This is a genomic window from Candidimonas humi (assembly GCF_019166065.1).
In the GTDB taxonomy this organism is placed as follows: Bacteria; Pseudomonadota; Gammaproteobacteria; order Burkholderiales; family Burkholderiaceae_B; genus Candidimonas; species Candidimonas humi.
Genome location: NZ_JAHTBN010000008.1, coordinates 83,416 through 105,001 on the forward strand (window position 1 = coordinate 83,416; position 21,586 = coordinate 105,001).

Here is a 21,586-nt window from a genome sequence, read left to right on the forward strand (position 1 = left end):
GCTCATTGCCGGCGGCCTGACTCCTGATTTTATGACACGGGTTTTGCGCGGGCGTGTTCCAGCACGCGGTCGACGAATACGCCGGCGGCCCCGAGATAATTCTGCGGCGCCATGAGCTCGGCCAGCTTTTGCGTGCCGAGCGCGGCAAGCACGCGCTCGTCTTCGGCCAGGACGTCTTGCAGGCCGCGGCCCTGCTCCAGCGCCTGGCGGCATTTCTGTTCGACCAGGGCGTGCGCCTGCAAGCGGCCCATGCTCTCGGCGAGCGCCATGGAAACGGCCTCGGCCATGATCAGGCCATGCGTGGCGTCCAGGTTCTCGCGCATGCGCGCGGCATGGACCTCGAGGCCGCGCACCAGCTCGATGGCAGTGTCGAGCGCGCCGGCCGCCAGCATCGCCAGCTCGGGCAGGGTTTCCCATTCCGCGTGCCAGCCGCCGAGCCCGCGCTCGTGTTCTTGCGGCATGGCCGCCATCAGGACGGCCACGAGTTGCGGCGCACGCGCGGCCGCCGCCAGGATCACGGCGCAGCCCACCGGGTTGCGCTTGTGCGGCATGGTGGAAGAACCGCCGCGGCCTGCCCCGGCGGCCTCGGCGACTTCACCCACGTCCGTCTGCGCCAGCAGCGACAGGTCGCGCGCCAGCTTGCCCAGTGTGCCGGCCAGCGTCCCCAGGAAGGCCCCGGCCCGCACGATGCGGTCGCGCTGGCCATGCCAGGGCAAGTCCGGCAGTGCCAGGTCGAGTCGGCGTGCCAGCTCGCGCGCAACATCGGGGCCTTGAGCACCCAGCGAAGCGAGCGTGCCGGCCGCGCCGCCGAATTGCAGGCACAGCACCTCGGGCGCCAGGGCCTGCAATTGCGCACGCAAGCGCAGCACCGCATCCAGCGATCCCGCCAGCTTCAGGCCGAAAGTCACGGGCAGTGCGTGCTGCAGCCAGGTGCGGCCCACCATGACGGTGTCGCGATGCCTTTCGGCCTGTTCTGCCAGAACTTGCTGCAGGACGCCCAGTTGCCCGTCGACCAGGGCGAAGGCGGCCTTGAGCTGCAGCATCATGCCGCTGTCGATCGCGTCCTGGCTGGTGGCCCCCCAATGCACGTAGCGCGCCGCCTCGGGGTCGTCCCGGCGTACGCGCGCGGTCAGGTGCTTGATCAGCGGAATCGCGAGATTGCCGGCCCGCGCCGCCTCGCCGGCAATGAGGGCCGGGTCGAAATAGTCGCTGCGGCAGGCCTGCTCGATGGGCGTAGCGGCCTCGCGCGGGATGACGCCGGCATCGGCCTGGGCGCGCGCCAGCGCCGCTTCGAAGTCGAGCATGCCTTGCAGCGTGGCCGCGGCGCCGAAATGCTCGGCGCAGGGCGATGAACGAAACAGCGGATCGAACAATTCCAATCGAGACTCCCGGGCATGCGTTGCGCGGCCGCCGGCTATGCGCTGCGGCCCGCGCTCAGGCGTCGAAGAATACAGTCTCGCGATCGCCCTGCATGTATATGTCGAAATGATAGACCACGCGCCCGCCCCGCAGGTCGCGGCGCGCCAGCAGCGTGCCGCGGCGGTCTTCCGGCACCGACTGCAGCAGCGAGTCGCTGGCATTGGCCTGGGCTTCGTCGTCGAAATAAATGCGCGTGTACAGATGATTGAGCATGCCGCGCATGGTGAGTATGACGTCGATGTGCGGCGCCTCGCCATTGCTGGCGCCGGGCTTGACGGTGTGCACCACATAGCGCTGGCGTGCGTCGGTGCCGGTGCCCACGCGCCCGAAGCCGGTAAAGCCCGAGGCTGCGATCTGCTCGACCGATTCCGGACGCTGGCCCGCGGCATCGGCCTGGAAGAGTTCGAGCATGGCGTCGCCCACCGGCTTGCCGGCGCCGTCCAGCACCCGTCCGGCCAGCACGATGTGCTCGCCGGGCACCTGCTCTTCGGCCAGCACCGCGTCGAAGGCGCTGCGCAAATCATAGTTGTACTGTTCGGGCGTCAGGCCGTAGGCGAAGAAGGGCCCGACGGTCTGCGAAGGGGTTTGTTTCAACGTGGTCATGTCAGCTCCTTTGAACCATCCGGTGGCTCCGGCGGCATCCTCGGGCAGGCGAACACAGCGGGCGCGCGAGCCTTTTCATGTCAGTGCCCCATCGGAGTAGGACGCGGGCCGCGCAGCACGATGTCGAATTCGTAGCCCAGCGCATAGTCGGCCTCGGTGATGTCCATGGAAAAGCGCGACACCAGCCGCTCGCGCGCGCCCTCGGGCACGCCCTGGTAGATGGGGTCGTACTGCAGCAGCGGGTCGCCGGGAAAATACATCTGGGTCACCAGGCGCGAGCCGAAGTACTGGCCGAACAGCGAAAAGTGGATGTGGTTGGGACGCCAGGCATTAGGATGATTGCCCCAGGGATAGGCACCGGGCTTGACTGTCAGGAAGCGGTAGCGCCCTTGTGCGTCGGTGAGCGTGCGGCCCGCGCCCAGGAAATTCGGATCCAGCGGCGCGTCGTGCTGGTCGACCTTGTGCACGTAGCGCCCGGTGGAATTGGCCTGCCAGATTTCCACCAGGGTATCCGGCACCGGCCGGCCGTTGTCGTCGAGCACGCGGCCGGTGACGATGATGCGCTCGCCCAGGGGCTCGCCATTGCGCCGCGCATTGCGGGTCAGGTCATTGTCGAGCTCGCCGATGATCTCGTGGCCGTACACCGGCGCGCGCAGATTGCCCAGGCGATCTCCCACGGGCAGCAGCGGCCGGGTCGGCCCGCGCAGCAGCGAGGATTTGTAGCCCGGCTCTATCAATTTGGGATGCGCATCCCAATCGCGGGGATTCAGGGGCGGGGTTGCTGTGGACATTGGAGGCTCCCGGTCGAAGAATGCGCGGCCGAAGATGCCGCAGCGACTGCCCGCCACTATATACTTAACCTATGGATATATATATTGAGAATTTTTCAAGCCATGCATAAAAGTTGGTTATGAAAAATCATCCTGGCGGCACTGGCCGTTCCACGAAAACCGGCAAGCAGCGGCCCGCGCCTGCCGCTGCCCCCACGCGCGCTGTATCCGCCGCATCCACTGCATCCACTACATCCGCTACATCCGCTGAATCCCTTGCGCCCACCGCCGCCATGGGTGCCCCCCACTCCTCCGCTTCCCGCGCGGCCACGGCCGCGCCGGCAGCCGCGACAACCGGCGCAACGGCGCGGCCGGGCGACCTCGTCCAAGGTTCCCACATCAAGCTGCGCCACCTGCAATGCCTGCTGGCTGTGGCACAGCACGGCAGCCTGCGCGGCGCGGCCGACGCGTTGGCCATTACCCAGCCGGCAGTATCCAAGACCATCGCCGAGCTGGAAGAACTGCTGGACGTGCACCTGTTCGATCGCGGCCGCCACGGCGCGCGCCCCACCGCCCAGGCCAGCCTGTTCCTGCGCCATGCCGGCGCCAGCCTGGATGCGCTGCGCCAGGGGCTGGACCTGCTCGCCCGCGGCAAGGAAGCCGGCAGCGGCACAATAGCCGTTGCGGCGCTGCCCACCGCGGCGCCCAGCCTGGTGCCCGCCGCGCTGCATGCCTTTCGCGAACAATGGCCCGGCATGGCGGTGCAGATCCATACCGGCTTGAACAGCCAGTTGCTGGACATGCTCAGGACCGGCAAAGTGGAACTGATGCTGGGGCGCCTGTCCGACCCCGAGGCCATGAGCGGCCTGACCTTCGAGCATCTGCTGGCCGCGCCGCTGGCGCTGGTGACCGGCCCGCGGCACCCGCTGCTGTCGCGCGCCGAGCCGGCCGCGGCCGAGCTGGCGCGCTTCCCCCTGGTCATGCCGCCGCGCGGCACCATCATCCGCCACATGGCCGACAGCTTCCTGCGCGGCCACGGCCTGGATACGCCGGTCAATCCTTGCGAGGTGCTGTCGGTATCGCTCGGGCGTGCCCTGGCGCTGGGGCCGGGCGACATGGTCTGGTTCGTTCCCCGCATTGCCGTGCGTGCCGACCTGCAGCAGGGCACGCTGCGGCAATTGCCCATAAGCATGGAAGGCACCGAAGAACCCCTGGGATTGATCCTGCGCAACGACGCCGAGCCGGCGCCGGCAGCGCGCGCCTTGATCGCCGCGCTGCGGACGACAGCCAGGCACGCCCCATAAGCGGCAAACCCCTGGCAGCCGCGACGACGGATCGCGGCGACGAATCGCAACGGCAAGCCGCGACAGACCAAGCGCACGACTGGACGAGAGGACGACGTCGCATGCCGTACCCCGTACTCCACACTCGGTATTCCGCTCTTCGCTCTTCGCATTCCGCATTCTGTGTGCCGTGTGCCGTGTGCCGTGTGCCGTGTGCCGCATTCCGTTCGCCGTTCGCCGTTCGCCGTTCGCCGTTCGCCGTTCGCCGTTCGCCAAAAATGTAGTTTAATTACAAATATTTTTTAGGCCATACGGCAAGCCATTCATTATTTATCAGTTATATCCGGTATCTATAACTGTTCAAATCCCATTATATGTAGTAAAACTACAATTCAAGCAGCAAACCTCAGGCCAGCCGAAAAACGGCGCCTTGCCTCGTCTCTACTCGCAAACAAGGCCGACCCATGCCCCAGCAACCCGCCCTGCTCGCCGTCACGCAACGCATCGTCGAGCGCAGCCGCCCCACGCGTACAAGCTATCTGCAGAGAATGCGCGCCGCCGCTGGCAGCAAGGTAAGCCGCGGCCAGCTCGGCTGCACCAACCTGGCCCACGCGCTGGCCGCCATGCCCGACGCGGCAAAGCTGCGCCTGAAAGAACTCGAGCGGCCCAATCTGGCCATCGTATCCGCCTATAACGACATGTTGTCGGCGCACCAGCCGCTGGGCGACTACCCTGCCCTCATCAAGGCGGCGGCGCTGGAGGCCGGCGCTACCGCACAGTTCGCCGGCGGCGTGCCGGCCATGTGCGACGGCGTCACCCAGGGCCAGCCCGGCATGGAACTCAGCCTGTTCTCGCGCGACGTGATCGCAATGGCCACTGCCGTGGCGCTCAGCCACCAGATGTTCGACGCGGCCCTGTACCTGGGCGTGTGCGACAAGATCGTGCCGGGCCTGCTGATGGGAGCCTTGAGCTTCGGCCACCTGCCCGCCCTGTTCGTGCCGGCCGGCCCCATGGCCACCGGCATCGCCAACGACGAAAAAGCCCGGACCCGCCAGCTCTATGCCCAAGGCAAGGTCGGGCGCGAAGCCCTGCTGGAATCCGAATGCCGCTCGTACCATGGCCCCGGCACCTGTACTTTCTACGGCACCGCCAATTCCAATCAGATGCTGATGGAAATCATGGGCCTGCACCTGCCGGGCAGCGCCTTCGTGACGCCGGGCACGCCGCTGCGCGACGCGCTGACCCGCGCCGCGGCGCTGCAGGCGGCACAGATCACGGCGCGCGGCCCGGCCTATACGCCGGTGGCCGAAGTCGTGTCGGAAAAAACCGTCGTCAACGGCATCGTCGGGCTGCTCGCCACGGGCGGCTCCACCAACCATACCCTGCATCTGGTGGCCATCGCCCGCGCCGCGGGCATCGTGATCGACTGGGACGATTTTTCCGAACTGTCCGCCGTGGTGCCGCTGCTGGCGCGCGTCTACCCCAATGGCCAGGCCGACGTGAACCACTTCCACGCCGCGGGCGGCATGGGACTGGTGATCGGGCAGTTGCTGCGGGCAGGGCTGTTGCACGAAGACGTGGCCACCGTCGCCGGCCCCAGCCTGGCGCGCTATACGCAAGAACCCTGTCTCGACCAGGACCGGCTGGCCTGGCGCGCGGGGGTGCTGCGTTCCCTGGACCGCGACGTCGTGCGCACGGTGGACGAGCCCTTCAGCGCCGATGGCGGCCTCAAGCTGCTGCGCGGCAACCTGGGGCGCGCGGTCATCAAGGTTTCGGCGGTCAAGCCGCAACATCGGGTGGTCGAGGCACCGGCGCTGGTGTTCCATGACCAGGACGAATTGCTGGCCGCGTACGGCCGCGGCGAACTCGCGCGCGACTTCATCGCGGTGCTGCGCTTCCAGGGCCCGCAAGCCAATGGCATGCCCGAGCTGCACAAGCTCACACCCGCGCTTTCCGTGCTGCAGGACCAGGGCCACAAAGTCGCGCTGGTCACCGACGGACGCATGTCGGGCGCCTCGGGCAAGGTGCCCGCGGCCATACACGTCACGCCCGAAGCCCTGGCCGGCGGGCCGCTTGCGCGCGTGCGCGACGGCGACTTGCTGCGGCTGGACGCCCACGCGGGCGAGCTGCGAGTGCTCGCCCCGTCCGATTGGGAACAGCGCCCCGCCGCCGGCGCCGACCTGCAAGCGCACCAGCAAGGCTATGGCCGCGAACTGTTCGCGGGCGCACGCGCCCTGGTTGGCCCCGCCGAGCAGGGCGCCAGCATTTTCCATGAAGGACTGGCCGCCTGAAGTGAAACCCTATCCGCTCCCGATGCGAGCTCGCGATCGGAATGGCCGCAAGGGGACGAGGGAGCGGACGAACGACGGTGCCTCGCCCCGCCACACGACCTGCCGCGGCCACGGCCGCCCACCCTCTGCATGGCCGCAAGCCCTTATGCAGCGCGGCACACGTCCGCCGCCGCCCGCGCTCGTGCCATACTATCGTCAACACGCTCAGTGCCGCGGCCGGCGCCCAGGCTCGCCGACGCCGGCTGCGATCTCGACTTCGAAGGAACCCATATGAACGCATTGGAACTGATGCGCGCCGGCCCTGTCATGCCGGTTATCGTCATCAAGGATCTCGACACCGCCGTGCCGCTGGCGCAGGCCCTGGTCGCCGGGGGCATACGCAGCCTGGAAATCACCTTGCGCTCGGACGTGGCGCTGCAGGCCATGCGCCTGATCGCAGAAGCCGTGCCCGAGGCGCTGGTGGGCGCAGGCACCGTGCGCAGCGCAGCGCAGCTCGATGCCGCGCTGCGGGCCGGCGCGCGCTTCGCCATCAGCCCGGGGCTTACACCCGACCTGGCGGCAGCCGCGCGCGACTGCGGAGTTCCGTTCCTGCCCGGCATCGCAACGCCCGCCGAGGCCATGTGGGCCGCCGAACAAGGATATACGGAACAAAAACTCTTTCCCGCCGCGGCCGTGGGCGGCGTGGCGCTGCTCAAGGCCCTGCACGGCCCGCTGCCCGAATTGCGCTATTGCCCCACCGGCGGCATCAACGCCGCCAATGCCGGCGAATACCTGGCGCTGCCCAATGTGGAATGCGTAGGGGGTTCGTGGCTTACACCCGTAGCGGCCGTTGCCGGCCGGCGGTGGGCCGACATCACTGCGCTGGCGCGCCAGGCCGCGGCCCTGAAATAAGCGCCGCGGGCCTTGCCGCCCGCGGCTTCAAGAACCGGCCGGCGCGATCAGAAGCCGGCCTGATCGAGTTCCGCGCGAGTCGGCAGGCCCTCGGTATCGCCCAGTACCTGCACTGCGCGCGCGCCTATCCAGGCGCCGCGCGTCACCGCGGCGCTTATGTCCAGGCCTTCCAGCAGGCCGCTGATCACACCCACCGCGAAGCCGTCGCCCGCGCCGACCGTGTCGATCACATGGGCCACGGGAAAGCCGGGCACCCGGCCCGTGCCTTCGGGGCCGTCGTAATAAGCGCCTGCCGGGCCGAGCTTGACCACCACGCGCTGCACGCCGCGTTCGCGGTAGAACGCGGCCACGCCCTCGGGCGTGTCGCGGCCCGTAAGCAGGCGCCCTTCTTCGATGCCCGGCAACACCCAGTGGGCCAGCACCGCCAGATCGTTGATCCCCTGGCACATGGCATCGGCCGAAGACCAGAGGCTGGGCCGCAAATTCGTGTCGAAGGACACGCTGCGGCCGGCATCGCGCATCAGAGTCATGGCGCGGCGATTGACTTCGCGGCAATTGGCCGACACGGCCGCGAACACGCCGGTCGCGTGCAGATGCCGCGCACCCAGCAGCCAGGCCTCGTCGAGGTCGTCCGGCTGCATCAGGCTCGCGGCCGAACCCTTGCGGTGATATTCGACCGGAGGATCGCTGCCGTCGGTCACGCGGCCCTTGAACTGCAGCCCCGTGCGCTGCTGCGCATCGACCTCCACGTGCGAGCAATCGATACCCTCGCGCCGCATCTCGTCCAGCAGATAGCGGCCCATGGAGTCGGCGCCGAGCCGGCTGGCCCAGCCCACGTTCAGGCCCAGGCGCGCCAGGCCGATGGCCACATTGGTTTCCGCGCCGGCCGTGCGCTTGGTGTAGGACTGCGCCTGTTCTATCGGGCCGGGCCGGTCGGCGATCAGCATCATCATGGCCTCGCCGAAGGTCACCACGTCCAGGGCCGCGGCTCCATTGTTCGACCGCATCATTGCAGGGAGCTCCTGAGCTGGCGCAACTGGCCTACCGCCGCGCGCGTCACGGCCAGCAGGTCGTCGCCCTGCAGCGGATATTCGATGGCGCAAGGCGCATCGGCCGGCATGGCCTCGAACACCGCCCGCCACGGCGCAGCGGAATCGGCCAGCCCGACCGCCACCCAGCGCTCGGGGCGGCGCTGCACGCCCTTGCAATGTACGTAGCGCACGCGCGCGGCAAAGCACTCGGCGGCGCGCAGCGAACTTTCGCCCACCCAATGCCAGTTGCCCATGTCGAAGGTCATGCCCAGCGGCAGGCCGGCGCTTTCGGCCGCCGCGAAGAACCGTTTCAATGCCGAGATGCTGCCGGCGGCCACGGTCTGGTCGTTCTCGATCAGCAAGGCGGCGGGCGCCGCGTCCAGCCGCGCCTTGAGGTCCATCAGCGTCGCGCCCGAGGCGGGCTTGAAGCCGCCTATCGACATCTTCAGCACCCTCGCGCCCAGCGCCCGCGCCGCCGCCATGCCCCGGTCCAGGGCCGCGCCGTCCAGCGCGCCGGCCTCGTCCCACAAGCCCTCGGGGCTGGAATAGACGCCGCTCATGCCGGTGTCGCGCAGCAATGCGGCCAGTTCCGGCAATTCGCGCTGCGGCTGCATCAGCAGTTCGCCGCGTACCTCGACGCCGTCGGCGCCCGCCTGGCGGCAAAGGTCGGCGAACCAGCGCTGGCCGTGCCGCCGCACCTCCGCGGCGCCGAAGGAAGACAGGGACACGATGATGCGTGCCGGGCAGGACTCGGAAGAAGATGCGGAAGAAGATATCGTCATGGATGTACGCGATGTATCGCCGGCCCGGCCCGGACGCGGCCGGCCGCGGCGGGCTGGCCGCGCGCCGGCAGGCTGGCGGGCATGAGCAGGTTCAGTGCTGGCTGCTGAGGATTTGTCCCAGGAAATTACGGGTCTTCTCGTGTTGCGGATTGCTGAAGAATTCGCTGGGCGGGGCCTGCTCGATGATGCGTCCGTCGGCCATGAAGATGACCCGGTCGGCCACGCTGCGCGCAAAGCCCATTTCGTGCGTGACGCAGAGCATGGTCATGCCGTCCTCGGCCAGGCCGATCATGGTGTCGAGCACTTCCTTCACCATTTCCGGATCCAGGGCCGAAGTGGGTTCGTCGAACAGCATGATCTTGGGCGTCATGCACAACGCCCGGGCGATCGCCACGCGCTGCTGCTGGCCGCCCGAGAGCTGGCTGGGGTACTTTGCCGCCTGGTCGACGATGCGCACCCGTTCCAGGTATTTCATGGCGGTGTCCTGCGCCTGCTGCCTGGTGACGCCGCGCGAGCGCATGGGCGCCAGCATGCAGTTCTGCAGCACCGTCATGTGCGGGAACAGATTGAACTGCTGGAACACCATGCCGACTTCCTGGCGCACCGCCTCGACGTTGTGGGCATTGGCCGTAAGGTCGATGCCATCGACCACGATGCGGCCCTGCTGCACTTTTTCCAGGCCGTTCAGGCAGCGGATCATGGTCGACTTGCCCGAGCCCGAAGGCCCGCAGACCACGATGCGCTCACCCGCCGAGACCTCGAGATCGATGCCGGTAAGCACCTGGAACGTCCCATACCATTTGTTGACGCCCGCCACCTGGATGATGGGGCCGCCCTGCGCACCGGGCGCGGGCTGGCGGGGGTCGAGGCCTTGCTGCGTGCTCATGGTGCGATCGCCGCGATCAGGACGCGCTCAGCTTGGGCAAGTCCACGCCCAGCCATTTCTTGTACAGCTTGTTGAATTCGCCGTTGGCGATGTTCTTGGCCACCAAGTCATTGACGGTCTTGAGCGTATTGGGTTCGCCGGGACGCATCGCCACCGCCATTTCCTGCTGCAGCAGCACGAACTTCGGCGCATAGCGATCGGGCGCGCGCTTGGAGATTTGCGCGGCCACCGTGGTCGAGCAGCCGATGGCATCCACCTGGCCCGACAGCAGCGCCTGCATGGCCGACGCGTCGTCGTCGAAGCGGCGGATATTGGCGCTCTTGGGCGCAATCTTGGTCACCGCGATGTCCTGGGTGCTGGCGCGCGCCACGCCGATGCGCAGGCCGGCCAGGTCGGCCGCCGACTTGATCTTGGCGTCCTTGCCGCCGAACAGCACGATCTGCGCCGCCGAATAGGGCCGCGAGAACTGCACCTGCTTGGCGCGTGCGGGCGTGATGGCCAACGAAGCGACCAGCAGGTCGACCTTGTTGGTCAGCAGGAAGGGAATGCGGTTCGGGCCCGTGACCGGCACGATCTTGAGCTTGACGCCCAGGTCCTTGGCCAGCACCTTGGCCACGTCGGCGTCATAGCCGTCGGGCTGGTTCTGCGAATTCATGATGCCGTAGGGCGGGAAATCCACCAGCATGCCGACGGTAAGCTCGCCCTTCTGCTTGACCTGGTCTATGGTTTCGGCCTGCGCGGCGGCAGCGCCCAGCGCCAGCACACCGGCGCCGGCCAATAGCGTCGCGCCCATCAGGGTGCGGAATTTTTTGCCTAGGAACATGGTTGGTCTCCGAGAATTGAAACTGAAGCTGGGTTGAAGAAGAAACTGAGCCGGCCCGCGCTCATCGCGCCAACGCCGCGGCCAGGCGGCGCTCCATGTGAGCGGCCAGCAGCGACAGGGGCCAGCACAATATGAAGTAGATCGCGGCCACTTCCGAGAACACCAGCATGGGCTGGAAAGTGGCGTTGTTGATGATCTGCCCGGCGCGGGTCAATTCGGTGAAGCCGATGATGGCCGCCAGCGACGTGCCCTTGACGATCTGCACCAGGTAGCCCACTGTGGGCGGCACGGCGATCTTCAGCGCCTGCGGCAGTATGACTTCGCGCATCTTCCAGCGGTACGACAGGCCCAGCGCCTCGGCGGCTTCCCATTGGCCGCGCGGAATGGCCTCGATGCAGCCGCGCCAGATCTCGCCCAGGAAGGCGCCGCTGTTCAGCGTGAGCGCCACGCCCGCCGCGACCCAGGGGTTGACCTCCAGGCCCACGACCGGGAAACCGAAAAAGATCAGGAACAACTGCAGCAGCAGCGGCGTGCCGCGGAACAACTGGATGAAGCCTATGGCCAGCACGCGCAATGTCTTGTGCTCGGCGGTGCGCGCCAGGGCCACGATCAGGCCGACGATGCCCCCGCCTATGAAGGCCAGCAGGGACAACAGGATGGTCCATCTGGCAGCATCCAGGATGAACATGAATTCCGAGTAGCCGAAGGTGCGCATTATCGACGGTCCGGATAGTTCAGTCCCCACTGGTACACCAGTCGGAACAGGTACGAGAATATGAGCGTCAGCAGCAGGTAGATCGCCGTCACCACGATGTAGATCTCGAAGCTGCGGAAGGTCTCCGATTGCAGATTGGCCGCGACCGAGGTCAAGTCGTCGGCCGAGATCACCGACACCACGCTGGAGGCCAGCATCAGCAGGATGAACTGGCTGGTGAGCGCGGGATAGATGGCGCGCAAGGCCGGCTTGAGCACCACGTAGCGGAAGATTTCATAGCGCGACAGGTTCAGCGCCAGGCCGGCCTCGATCTGCCCCTTGGGGATGGATTCGATGCCGGCGCGCACGATCTCGGTGGCGTAGGCGCCCAGGTTGACCACCATGGCCACCAGCGCCGCGGTATGCGAGGACCAGCGCACGCCCGCCGCGGGCAGCGCAAAATAAAAGAAGAACAGTTGCACCAGGAACGGCGTATTGCGGATCAGCTCGATATAGGCGTTGATCAGCCAGCGCAGCGACCGCGGCCCCGAGGTCTTGCCCCAGGCGCACAGGATCGCCACGATCAGCCCGAACAGCATCGACAAGAACGACAACTGGATGGTGATCCAGGTGCCGCGCAGCAGCAGCGGCCACGCGTCGAAGACGGGTGCGAATTGAAAAGAGTAAGTCACTGGTCCACTGCCCTTGGCCGCGATTGCGCCGGCTCGTCCTCCATTGCACCGGCCTCGCGACAGCAACTGAAACCGGTTTCAAGTTTCCAGAAGTTTAGTCAAGCGAGGAGAAAAAGTCGAATAGTAGTTACCCTAGGAATGCTTGCCGGCGGCGGCCGGCCTGGAAGAGCCGCGCACATTCAGCGTGCCCGGCAGCAAAATCCGGCGCGGCGCCGCGGCGCCGCCGTCCAGGCGTTCTATCAGGCACTGCGCAGCCCAGCGGCCCAATTCGCCGGTGGGCTGCGACACGGTGCTGATGCCGGGCCCCACGTAGGGAGCCCACTCGGTCTCGTCGATGCCCACCAGCCCGATGTCCTCGCCCAGCCGCCAGCCCAGGCGGGCCATCGCAGCCACCACCCGCAAGGTCACGACGGCATTGCTGGATATCACCGCGGGCAGGCGCCCGCCTTTGCGCGCCCGCGTGCTCAAGGAGCGCAGGGCCGCATCCAGCGCCGCGTCATCGCCGGCCGCGCTCTCGAAGTACTGGCCGCGGGTTCGGCCGGCGGCGCCCGTCGCGAGAAAGGCCTGGAATTCCTGCACCCGCTCGATACGCGAACTGACGGTGCCCAGGGGTTCAGTGGCCAGCAGCAGCTCGCCGTAGCCGGCCTCGATCAAATGCGTGGCGCACAGATCGATGGCCTGCCGGTTGTCCAGCGACACGAAATCCACGTCCAGCCCCGCGTGCAGGCGGTCGACCAGCACCACAGGCTTGCCCTGGCGCGCGGTTTCCATCACAGCGCCCGGATCGTGGCCCATGGTGTTCAGTATGTAGCCTTCGACCCGATACGAAGACAGCGCGCGGATGCCGGCGCTTTCGCGCTCGATCTCGTTGCCCAGGTTGAACAGCATCACCAGGTAGCCGGCCGCGCGGCAGGCCATTTCCGCGCCGCGCAGCACCGCCACCGAATACGGATTGGTGATGTCCGCCAGCACCAGGCCGATGAGCCGGGAGCGGCCGCGCTTGAGCGCCTGCGCCATGGGGCTGGGTGTATAGCCGAGTTCGCTGATCGCCACTTCCACCCGCTGCGCGATCTCGGACGACAGCAGCGTCTCGCGATGATTCAGGAATCGCGAGACGGTCGCCTTGGATACCCCTGCGCGGCGCGCCACATCGGCGATCGTCGCGCGGGCTGCGCTCTGGGTCATGAGTATTCGATGGTGATGATGGAGTAAGCGGCCGCGTAGCGGCGGCCACAAAATATGCCACAAGCCTTGCATTGTAGCCAGTGCCCCGAACGGCCGGCGCGCAGGCTGCCCAGGTTGCGCCGCCGGTGCAATGCCGATACGATGCCGCCCTGCCGGGGGCCCGGCGGCGGCATCCGCCCGCCGCTTTACATCAAGAAGAGGATGTAGCCTAATTGAGTTTTAGCCCCATGGCGTGCCGCGCTGCGCTGCCCGCGCGCCATACACACAGGAACCTACCGGCATGTCCAGCACTCCCGCCTTCGATATGGTGTTCTTCGGCGGCACGGGCGATCTCGCCCTGCGCAAGCTGCTGCCCGCGCTGTACGAGGCACACAAGGCAGGCACGCTGCATCCCGACGGCCTCATATATGCGCTGGGGCGCAAGGCCCTGGGGCAGGAAGGCTATCTGGCGCTGCTCGACGAACAGGTCAAGCCCAGGCTCGGCGCCAATCTCGACGGACAGGCCTGGCAAGGCTTCCTGCGGCGCGTACGCTTCCAGCGCCTCGAGGCCGGCTCGGCGGCCGACTACGAGGCCCTGGCGCAGTCGCTGGGACACGATCCGGGCCGCATCACCGTGTACTACCTGGCCACCGCGCCGCAGCTCTTCACGCAGATTTGCGAACACCTGGCTGCAGCCGGGCTGAACCACGCCGGCGTGCGCATCGTGCTGGAAAAGCCCCTGGGCCACGACCTGGAATCCTACGAAGCCATCAACGCCGCGGTGGGCCGCTGCTTCCAGGAAAACCAGATCTACCGCATTGACCATTACCTGGGCAAGGAATCGGTGCAGAACCTGATGGCGATACGCTTCGGCAATGCGCTGTTCGAGCCGCTGTGGCGGCGCGAATGGATAGAAAACGTCCAGATCACCATCGCCGAAGAGCTCGGCGTCGAAGAGCGCGGCGAATTCTACGACCGCACCGGCGCCCTGCGCGACATGCTGCAGAACCACCTGCTGCAGCTATTGTGCATCGTCGCCATGGAACCGCCCGCCAGCCTGGACGAAGACGCGGTGCGCGGCGAGAAGCTGAAAGTACTGAAATCCCTCAAGCCGTTTTCGGCCGAAGACGTCATCAGCAAGACCGTGCGCGGCCAATACGGCCGCGGCGCGATCGACGGCCTGCCTGTGCCCGCCTATCGCGAAGAACACAAGGTGGCGCCCGACAGCAATACCGAGACCTTCGTGGCGCTGCAGGCCGAAATTTCCAACTGGCGCTGGGCCGGCGTGCCCTTCTTCCTGCGCACCGGTAAGCGCATGCAGGAACGCGTGGCCGAGATCGTCATCAATTTCCGCAACGTGCCGCACGCCGTCTTTCCCAAGCCGCTGGGCCTGCATTCGGCCAACCGCCTCGTGATCCGCTTGCAGCCCAAGGAAAGCATACGCCTGTATTTCCTCGCCAAAGAACCCGGCGACGCAATGAACCTGCAACCCACCTACCTGAACCTGGACTTCCACACCATGTTCAAGGCGCGCTGGGCCGACGCCTACGAACGCCTGCTGCTGGACGTCATCCGCGGCCGGCTGGCGCTGTTCATGCGCCGTGACGAACTGGCGCAAGCCTGGGCCTGGGTCGAGCCCATCATCGATTCCTGGGAACAGAACCGCATCGCCCCCCGCCCCTATACCGCCGGCACCTGGGGTCCTGCAGCCTCCAGCGGGCTGCTGTCGCGCGCCGGCGCCGCATGGCACGAAGAAACATGATGAATCTGCATACCTATGCCGACGAGGCTTCCTGCGTGCGCGAACTGGCCGCGGCCATCGCCGCGATCCTCGGCCAGGCCATCGGCGAGCAAGGCCGCGCAGGCCTGGCCGTCTCGGGCGGGCGCTCGCCGATAGCCCTGTTCGAGGCTCTGTCGAATACTGAACTGGACTGGTCCCGGGTCGATATCTCGCTGGTGGACGAACGCTTCGTCGCCCCGTCCGACCCGGACAGCAACGAAGGGCTGGTGCGCCGCTATCTGTTGCAGGCACGCGCCGCGCAGGCCCGTTTCACCGGCCTGGTCAGCGACCCCGCAAGCATGGCTGCCAGCCTGGAACGAGCCAACCAGGCTACGGGCGAACTGACGCTGGCCTTGCTCGGCATGGGCGAAGACGGCCACACCGCGTCGTTGTTCCCGCAGGCCCCCGAACTGGCGCAGGCGCTCGACCCGGCCCAGGCCTTGCGCTATGTAAGCGTCACGCCGGAAAGCGCGGCGCACCTGCGCATCAGCATGACCTTGGCGGCCTTGCTGCGTGCCCGGCGCCGCATCCTGTTCATCGGCGGCGCGGCCAAGCGCGCCGTGTTCGAACGAGCCTGCATCACCAAGACCAAGGCCATGCCGGTCAGCTTCCTGCTCGACCAGCCCGACTCCCCCATCGATGTCTACTGGCATCCTTGACCGGCAGCCCTCTCTTGACTGGCAGTGCCCTTGCCTCTGCGGGCTCGGCCGGCCCTCGCCCGCCGAAAGCCCACGAGCGGCCGGCCCTGACGGGAACCCCTCCGGTCACTATCGCAGGCATGGCGCCTCGGCTTACACTTCGGGGACAGCCTGCCTGAACTAAATTCTTTCACCACCTGCAACCGTTTCACTATGGCCGCCGACACCGACACCATGCTGCAGCACATTGCCCAACGGCTGGACCACTACAGCGAAGCCGAAGGCAAGGTCGCCCGGCTGGTGCTGGACCAGCCCAATGCCATCGCCGATTCCGCCGTCGGCGAAGTCGCCAGGCTCGCCCAGGTCAGCGAGCCCACCGTCATACGCTTCTGCCGCTCGCTGGGCTACCGCGGCTGGTCCGATTTCAAGCTGCGGCTGGCCGCCGGACTGATGGTCGGCGTGCCCTACGTACATTCCAATCTGCGCCCCGCCGACGCGATCTCGACGCTGGCCGCCAAGGTGTTCGACAACGCCGTCTCGGCCCTGCTGCGCACGCGCAACGACATCGACCCCGAGCGCGTGGATGCCGCGATTTCGCTGCTGTGCGGCGCGCGCCGCATCGAGTTCTACGGCGTGGGCAACTCGGGCATCGTGGCCGCCGACGCGCAGCATAAATTCTTCCGCTACGACGTCGCCACGGTCGCCTACGCCGACACGCACACGCAGCTCATGGCCGCGTCGCTGCTGGGGCCGCGCGACGTGCTGGTGGCTATTTCCCATTCCGGCCGCTCGCGCGAACTGCTGGACGCCGTGAGCCTGGCCGCCGGCAACGGCTGCCCGATCGTCGCCATCACCGCCTCGCACACGCCTCTGGCGGACATGGCCACCGTGCTGCTGCGCGCCGACACCCAGGAAGACACCGAAATCTACAGCCCCATGCTTTCGCGCCTGGTGCACCTGACGATTATCGACCTGCTGGCTCTGGGCGCGGCCCTGCGGCGCGGCGCAGGCATCAGCGCAGTATTGGAAAAAACCAAGCAAAGCCTGAAGCGGCATCGCACCGCCAAGACGCGCACACCACGGAAATGACATGAACATTCCCACCGCATACCCTGCCGGCCTCGAGCAGTTCGTGCGCAGCCTGCCCAAGGCGGAACTGCATCTGCACATCGAAGGCACACTGGAACCCGAACTGATCTTCGAACTCGCCGCCCGCAACGGCGTCGCCCTGCCCTACGCCTCGGTACAGGCGTTGCGCGACGCCTATCAATTCACCGATCTCCAGTCCTTTCTCGACCTCTACTACGCCGGGGCCGGCGTGCTGCTCACCGAACGCGACTTCTACGACATGACCATGGCCTACCTGCGCCGCGCCCGATCCGAAGGCGTGGTGCATGCTGAAATCATGTTCGACCCGCAGACCCACACCGCGCGCGGCGTGGCGATCGAAGCCGTCTTCGCCGGCATAGCACGCGCGCTGCGTGAAATGCGCGACACCGCGGGCATGAGCGGCTGCCTGCTGATGAGCTTCCTGCGCCATCTTTCCGAACAGGACGCCGTCGACACCCTGGACGCGGCGCTGCCGCTGCGCACGCAATACGCCGACGTATGGACGGGCATAGGCCTGGACTCGGGCGAGCGCGGCAATCCTCCCGAAAAATTCCGGCGCGTGTATGCGCGCTGCCGCGAACTGGGCTTCCGCCTGGTAGCCCATGCCGGCGAAGAAGGGCCGGCGGCCTATGTGCAAGACGCGCTCGACATGCTGCACGTAGAGCGCATAGACCATGGCGTGCACAGCGAAGACGATCCGGCCCTGACACAAAGGCTGCGCGAACAGCGCACGCCGCTCACCGTCTGCCCGCTGTCCAATTTGAAGCTGTGCGTCGTAGATTCATTGGACAAACACAACCTGGCGCGCCTGCTGCGCCAGGGGCTGTGCATCACCATCAACTCCGACGACCCCGCCTACTTCGGCGGCTACCTGCTGGACAACTACCTGGCCAGCGCGCAGGCGCTGGGCCTGAGCCGCGCCGAGCTGGCGACCCTCGCCGAAAACAGCCTGCAGGCCTCGTTCCTGCCTGCCGCACGCAAACAGGAACTGGTGCAAAGACTGCGCGACACCGTTGACCGTGACCGTGACCGTGACCGTGACCGGGACCGGGACCGGGACGGTGACGGCATCCATTGAAGCCGCGCAAGCCCACGGAGCCCTCCATGCCCCTATCCACATCGCCATCCATGCCCGCGTACCCGCAAGCATATCCTGTCCCGCCATTCTTCTTTACCCCGACAGTGAGTCGCCGCCCCGGCACACGGGGCCGGCGACGCGCCGCGCTGCTGCTCGCCCTGGCTTGCGTCTGCGCCACCGCACAGGCCGGCGAAGTCGTCGCCGACAAGATCGACTCCAAGGTGCTGGGCCGCAGCCTGCCCTTCACCGCCTACCTGCCCGACGGCTATTACGATTCCTTCGATACCTTTCCCGTGGTCTACCTGCTGCACGGCTCGGGAGGCGACGAACACACCTGGGTGCAGTACGTGGGTGCGCGCGAAACCCTGGACGCCCTGATACGGCGCAAGGAAATCGCGCCCCTCATCGCCATCATGCCGGCGGGCGGCGCAAGCTGGTGGGTGGACGGCGCGGCAGAGCAGATGCAGACGGCGCTGCGCACCGAGCTCATCCCCTATGTGGAAAAACACTACCAGGCCACCGCCGACCGGGGCCATCGCGCCATCGCGGGCATTTCCATGGGCGGCTTCGGCGCGCTGAACCTGATGCTCAGGCATCCCGAGCTGTTCTGCGCGGCAGGGCTGCTCAGCCCCGCGGTCTTCTCCTCGCCCGACGCGCAGTCCAGTGCCCGCGGCTCGGCCGGGCAATTCGCGCATGATGGCAAGTATGAGCCGGCGCTGTGGTCCGCCCAGAGCTATCCGGCGCTGCTGCCGGACTACAAGGCCAAGGGCCAGCCCGTCGCCGCCTACATCAGCAGCGGCGACCGCGACCGCCAGGTCACGCCGGCCATGAGCTCCGGCCTGTTCGAGGCGCTGTATGCCGTCCAGCCGGGCCGCGTGCGCCTGCGCATCGGCGACGGCGCGCACGAATGGATGACTTTCCGGGACGCCCTGCCCAAGGCACTGAAATACATAAATGGACAATGCGGCTTCACGCGCCCCTGATTACGAGACCCGGCGGCCGGTAAACGGTCGCCAGTGACGTGCCTTGAAGGCCAGAGCCGTGTCTTGAAGGTTCGTATTCATAAACAAATCGATGGATTCGTGTGCGAGGCGAGGAGCACACCGCAGCAACAATCATAAGCATTGCAAGGCCAAGCTCCGACGCGGACAGTCTCCGCGGACTGCTCGTGGCCGGTGCAGGCTTGAGTCCTTGAGCCCTTGAGCCAGCGCAGCCTGCAGGGCTTGCAATGCAACTCTACGCGCGAAGACGCGATTTCATGGGCGCGCGTTTCTGAGACACGACATCAGCGGCCGCTACTGCTCCCGGCTGCCGTCTCGTTTCCGGAGTCCGTGCCATGTTTATCGTCTTCGGGCTGCGCTCCCGCGCCATGGCCGCTTGTATCCGTGCCGGCATCCGGCGCACCGCTGGCGTGGCTGGCGGCAGGCGTAGAGTCGCCGGCAGACACAGGGCTATCGGCAGGACTGGAACTACCGGCTGAGCTGGGGCTATCGGTAGGGTTGGAGCTATCGGCAGAGCCAGAGCTATTGGCAGGGCTGGAGCTACCGCGAGAGCTGGGACTATCGCCAGGTGTAGGGCTATCGCTAGGTGCGGGGTTGACGGCAGGTGTAGAGTTGCCGGTAGATATGGGGTTGCTGCCAGACGCGGGCTGGCCGCCCGGCACGGCATATTTGCCTCCGGCCTGGAAATTGGCTTCCTGCATTTCCGTGACGCAATGCGAATTGCCGAAGAACACCACCTTGCCGTCCCTGGCCACGATCACCGCCGCGGCCGTGGCCGAATAGACGGCCGGAAATTCGTAGCAGGTATAGCCTTGGGGATTGCCGGATTTTTCTTTGGGAGTCTCGCCCATGGCATGCAGCACCGGCGCAGCATCCTGCCCCACCTGCACGGCATTGAGCACACCCTGCAATTTCACTTGCCGCGGATCGCGCCCCTGCGCCGTCTCGGCCGACGACGACGAGCCGAACACATTGCCCAGGGGTCCGTGCGCAACGCCATACCCTGCGCTGGCCACCGAACTGCCCAGCAGCGGCGCGGCGCACCCGGCCAGCAAGGCGGAACTCAGCAAGGCAAGGATCAAGCGCAGATCGACTCGTCGCATTTCTCTGGGCATCTCTCTAAGGCCATCCATGGGCTGGCGGCACAATCCGCCAGTAGCGGAAATCAATGATAACCGTGTTTGGGCGATGCCCGCCGCCACTGCCTTTAAGGTGCGACCCTCAACGCAAGGTTGCGACTTGTTGCATCCGTTTTCCAAGCTGCCTGCGCTGCAGAGAACCGCCCCGAAACAGCAGGAGCAAGCGCTGGCGTCCTTCCAGGCTGCCTGCGCTGCAGCGAAGGTTGGGGCGCCGCCAGGACCGCATTCCATAATCTCCGAGCTGCCTGCGCGGCAGGCGCAATGAAAACGCCCCGAGAAGCCGGACAGGCGTCCGGCGCTCGGGGCGCGGTTCGGGCCGCGGCGTTTTCAGCCGGGCCGCGACGTGCGGATCAAAGAGCCTTGATCGACTTGGCTTGCGGGCCCTTTTGGCCCTCGGCCACTTCGAACGACACGCGCTGGTTTTCTTCCAGCGACTTGTAGCCCGTGCCGAGAATGTCGGAATGATGCGCGAAGAGGTCCTTGCCGCCGGAGTCGGGCTTGATGAAGCCATAACCCTTTTCGCTGTTGAACCATTTGACGATGCCGGTTTCCATTACTGTAAATCCTTGAAATTAAGGGAGATGAAAGGCGATATTGCCAGACAAGACTATCAAGGACTGGAGATCCGAGCAAAAAAGCGGCTTTTCCATCCGCCTGGCCGGCTATCCCGGCCACGCTGAAAACCTTTGGCTGCCACCTGCTCAGCCGGCGTAAACAGGATCACTGCCACGCCAGGCGCACCGGCAAATCAGCCATCGGAAAGCGCTGGATTGAGCAAACTTCGACGCACTTGAAAATCTAGGTGCATATTTTAACTCGGGAAGATACCGCAAGTCCAAAAGGCCCCCACCCCCGGCCGACACCTCGCCCAGGGCCACCGCGGCGGCTGTACTAAAATCCCCCGGGCCGGCCGTGCCCGCATCGGCCGCCAGCCAGCCGCCAATGCCGTGTCCGTCATGAAAAAACTCCCCCGCCGCTTCTACAACCGCGATACCACGCAAGTCGCGCAAGACCTGCTGGGCAAGCTGCTGGTCCGGCGCAGCGACGGCGTCACGCGCATCGGCCGCATCGTCGAAGTGGAAGCCTACCTGGGGCCGCACGACCTGGCCGCTCACACGTCCAAAGGCCTCACCTCCCGTACCCGCGCGATGTTCGGGCCCCCCGGCCATGCCTACGTCTACCTCATCTACGGCATGCACCATTGCATGAACGTCGTCACCGAGCCCGACGGCACCGGCGCCGCCGTGCTGTTGCGCGCCATCGAGCCGATACGCAATATCGAAGGCAAGACCAGCGGCCCCGGACTGCTGTGCAAAGCCATGGGCGTCACCATGCAGGATTACGGGCACGACCTGTGCAGCCCCGATTTCTACATTGCCGAAGACCCCGCCGCCACGCCGCCGGCCATCGTGGCCCGCCCCCGCGTGGGCGTGGACTACGCCGGCGAATGGGCCGCCAAGCCCCTGCGCTTCTATATAGAAGGCAACCGGTACGTATCCAGGAAATAGCGG

At 66.6% G+C, this 21,586-nt stretch carries 21 protein-coding genes; 9 read left to right on the forward strand and 12 right to left on the reverse strand.

Annotated elements, in window-relative coordinates:
* Positions 1–29: 29 nt before the first annotated feature.
* The 3 genes from KVP10_RS16515 to pcaH all read right to left on the reverse strand — a co-directional run bounded on the left by KVP10_RS16515 (position 30) and on the right by pcaH (position 2,813).
* Positions 30–1,379 carry a 3-carboxy-cis,cis-muconate cycloisomerase gene (locus KVP10_RS16515; protein ID WP_217965723.1) on the reverse strand — a complete coding sequence of 450 codons (1,350 nt, stop codon included), beginning with the start codon at positions 1,377–1,379 and terminating at the stop codon, positions 30–32.
* A 55-nt stretch (positions 1,380–1,434) separates the two neighbouring features.
* Positions 1,435–2,022 carry a protocatechuate 3,4-dioxygenase subunit alpha gene (gene pcaG / locus KVP10_RS16520; RefSeq protein ID WP_217965724.1) on the reverse strand — a complete coding sequence of 196 codons (588 nt, stop codon included), beginning with the start codon at positions 2,020–2,022 and terminating at the stop codon, positions 1,435–1,437.
* A gap of 80 nt (positions 2,023–2,102) precedes the next feature.
* A complete protein-coding gene (pcaH, locus tag KVP10_RS16525; protein WP_217965725.1) occupies positions 2,103–2,813 on the reverse strand; it encodes a protocatechuate 3,4-dioxygenase subunit beta in 711 nt (236 codons plus the stop codon).
* Between the two features lie 272 nt (positions 2,814–3,085).
* On the opposite strand from pcaH, the gene pcaQ reads away from it, so the two are divergent.
* The 3 genes from pcaQ (at position 3,086) to eda (ending at position 7,257) form a co-directional block, all read left to right on the forward strand.
* Positions 3,086–4,096 carry a pca operon transcription factor PcaQ gene (gene pcaQ, locus KVP10_RS16530; RefSeq protein ID WP_217965726.1) on the forward strand — a complete coding sequence of 337 codons (1,011 nt, stop codon included), beginning with the start codon at positions 3,086–3,088 and terminating at the stop codon, positions 4,094–4,096.
* A 443-nt stretch (positions 4,097–4,539) separates the two neighbouring features.
* Positions 4,540–6,366, forward strand: coding sequence for a phosphogluconate dehydratase (gene edd, locus KVP10_RS16535; protein WP_217965727.1), 1,827 nt, complete (start codon positions 4,540–4,542; stop codon positions 6,364–6,366).
* Between the two features lie 270 nt (positions 6,367–6,636).
* The gene (gene eda / locus KVP10_RS16540; RefSeq protein WP_217965729.1) at positions 6,637–7,257 is read left to right on the forward strand and encodes a bifunctional 4-hydroxy-2-oxoglutarate aldolase/2-dehydro-3-deoxy-phosphogluconate aldolase; all 621 of its coding nucleotides are present in this window, start codon (positions 6,637–6,639) and stop codon (positions 7,255–7,257) included.
* A 47-nt stretch (positions 7,258–7,304) separates the two neighbouring features.
* Here the strand turns inward: eda and KVP10_RS16545 are convergent, their stop codons facing one another.
* From KVP10_RS16545 to KVP10_RS16575, 7 genes are all read right to left on the reverse strand, one after another.
* Complete coding sequence (locus KVP10_RS16545; RefSeq protein ID WP_246600763.1) at positions 7,305–8,267, reverse strand: sugar kinase; 963 nt, start codon at positions 8,265–8,267, stop codon at positions 7,305–7,307.
* The gene (locus KVP10_RS16550; protein WP_217965730.1) at positions 8,264–9,070 is read right to left on the reverse strand and encodes a sugar phosphate isomerase/epimerase family protein; all 807 of its coding nucleotides are present in this window, start codon (positions 9,068–9,070) and stop codon (positions 8,264–8,266) included. Before KVP10_RS16550 ends, KVP10_RS16545 begins: the two co-directional genes overlap by 4 nt.
* Positions 9,071–9,161: 91 nt before the next feature.
* The gene (locus tag KVP10_RS16555; RefSeq protein WP_246600764.1) at positions 9,162–9,956 is read right to left on the reverse strand and encodes an amino acid ABC transporter ATP-binding protein; all 795 of its coding nucleotides are present in this window, start codon (positions 9,954–9,956) and stop codon (positions 9,162–9,164) included.
* Positions 9,957–9,972: 16 nt separating this feature from the next.
* The gene (locus tag KVP10_RS16560; protein WP_217965731.1) at positions 9,973–10,779 is read right to left on the reverse strand and encodes a transporter substrate-binding domain-containing protein; all 807 of its coding nucleotides are present in this window, start codon (positions 10,777–10,779) and stop codon (positions 9,973–9,975) included.
* Between the two features lie 61 nt (positions 10,780–10,840).
* Complete coding sequence (locus KVP10_RS16565; protein WP_217965732.1) at positions 10,841–11,494, reverse strand: amino acid ABC transporter permease; 654 nt, start codon at positions 11,492–11,494, stop codon at positions 10,841–10,843.
* Positions 11,494–12,165 carry an amino acid ABC transporter permease gene (locus KVP10_RS16570; RefSeq protein WP_217965733.1) on the reverse strand — a complete coding sequence of 224 codons (672 nt, stop codon included), beginning with the start codon at positions 12,163–12,165 and terminating at the stop codon, positions 11,494–11,496. The genes KVP10_RS16565 and KVP10_RS16570 overlap by 1 nt, the downstream gene beginning before the upstream one ends.
* A gap of 132 nt (positions 12,166–12,297) precedes the next feature.
* Positions 12,298–13,350 (reverse strand): LacI family DNA-binding transcriptional regulator, encoded by a 1,053-nt coding sequence (locus KVP10_RS16575; protein WP_217965734.1) that lies wholly within the window; start codon positions 13,348–13,350, stop codon positions 12,298–12,300.
* Between the two features lie 280 nt (positions 13,351–13,630).
* Here KVP10_RS16575 and zwf point away from each other — a divergent pair, with 280 nt between their 5' ends.
* The 5 genes from zwf (at position 13,631) to KVP10_RS16600 (ending at position 18,918) form a co-directional block, all read left to right on the forward strand.
* Positions 13,631–15,091, forward strand: coding sequence for a glucose-6-phosphate dehydrogenase (zwf, locus tag KVP10_RS16580; protein ID WP_217965735.1), 1,461 nt, complete (start codon positions 13,631–13,633; stop codon positions 15,089–15,091).
* The gene (gene pgl / locus KVP10_RS16585; RefSeq protein WP_217965737.1) at positions 15,088–15,768 is read left to right on the forward strand and encodes a 6-phosphogluconolactonase; all 681 of its coding nucleotides are present in this window, start codon (positions 15,088–15,090) and stop codon (positions 15,766–15,768) included. The genes zwf and pgl overlap by 4 nt, the downstream gene beginning before the upstream one ends.
* A gap of 192 nt (positions 15,769–15,960) precedes the next feature.
* On the forward strand, positions 15,961–16,836 hold the full coding sequence (locus KVP10_RS16590; protein WP_246600765.1) for an SIS domain-containing protein: 876 nt from the start codon (positions 15,961–15,963) through the stop codon (positions 16,834–16,836).
* A 1-nt stretch (position 16,837) separates the two neighbouring features.
* Positions 16,838–17,935: an adenosine deaminase gene (locus KVP10_RS16595; RefSeq protein WP_217965738.1), complete on the forward strand. Its 1,098-nt coding sequence runs from the start codon at positions 16,838–16,840 to the stop codon at positions 17,933–17,935.
* 26 nt (positions 17,936–17,961) lie between these two features.
* Complete coding sequence (locus KVP10_RS16600; protein WP_246600766.1) at positions 17,962–18,918, forward strand: alpha/beta hydrolase; 957 nt, start codon at positions 17,962–17,964, stop codon at positions 18,916–18,918.
* Positions 18,919–19,220: 302 nt separating this feature from the next.
* On the opposite strand, the gene KVP10_RS16605 is transcribed toward KVP10_RS16600, so the two are convergent.
* Positions 19,221–20,039, reverse strand: coding sequence for a hypothetical protein (locus KVP10_RS16605; RefSeq protein WP_217965739.1), 819 nt, complete (start codon positions 20,037–20,039; stop codon positions 19,221–19,223).
* 386 nt (positions 20,040–20,425) lie between these two features.
* Positions 20,426–20,629, reverse strand: coding sequence for a cold-shock protein (locus KVP10_RS16610; protein WP_088603307.1), 204 nt, complete (start codon positions 20,627–20,629; stop codon positions 20,426–20,428).
* 402 nt (positions 20,630–21,031) lie between these two features.
* Here KVP10_RS16610 and KVP10_RS16615 point away from each other — a divergent pair, with 402 nt between their 5' ends.
* Positions 21,032–21,583: a DNA-3-methyladenine glycosylase gene (locus tag KVP10_RS16615; protein ID WP_217965740.1), complete on the forward strand. Its 552-nt coding sequence runs from the start codon at positions 21,032–21,034 to the stop codon at positions 21,581–21,583.
* Positions 21,584–21,586 lie beyond the last annotated feature (3 nt).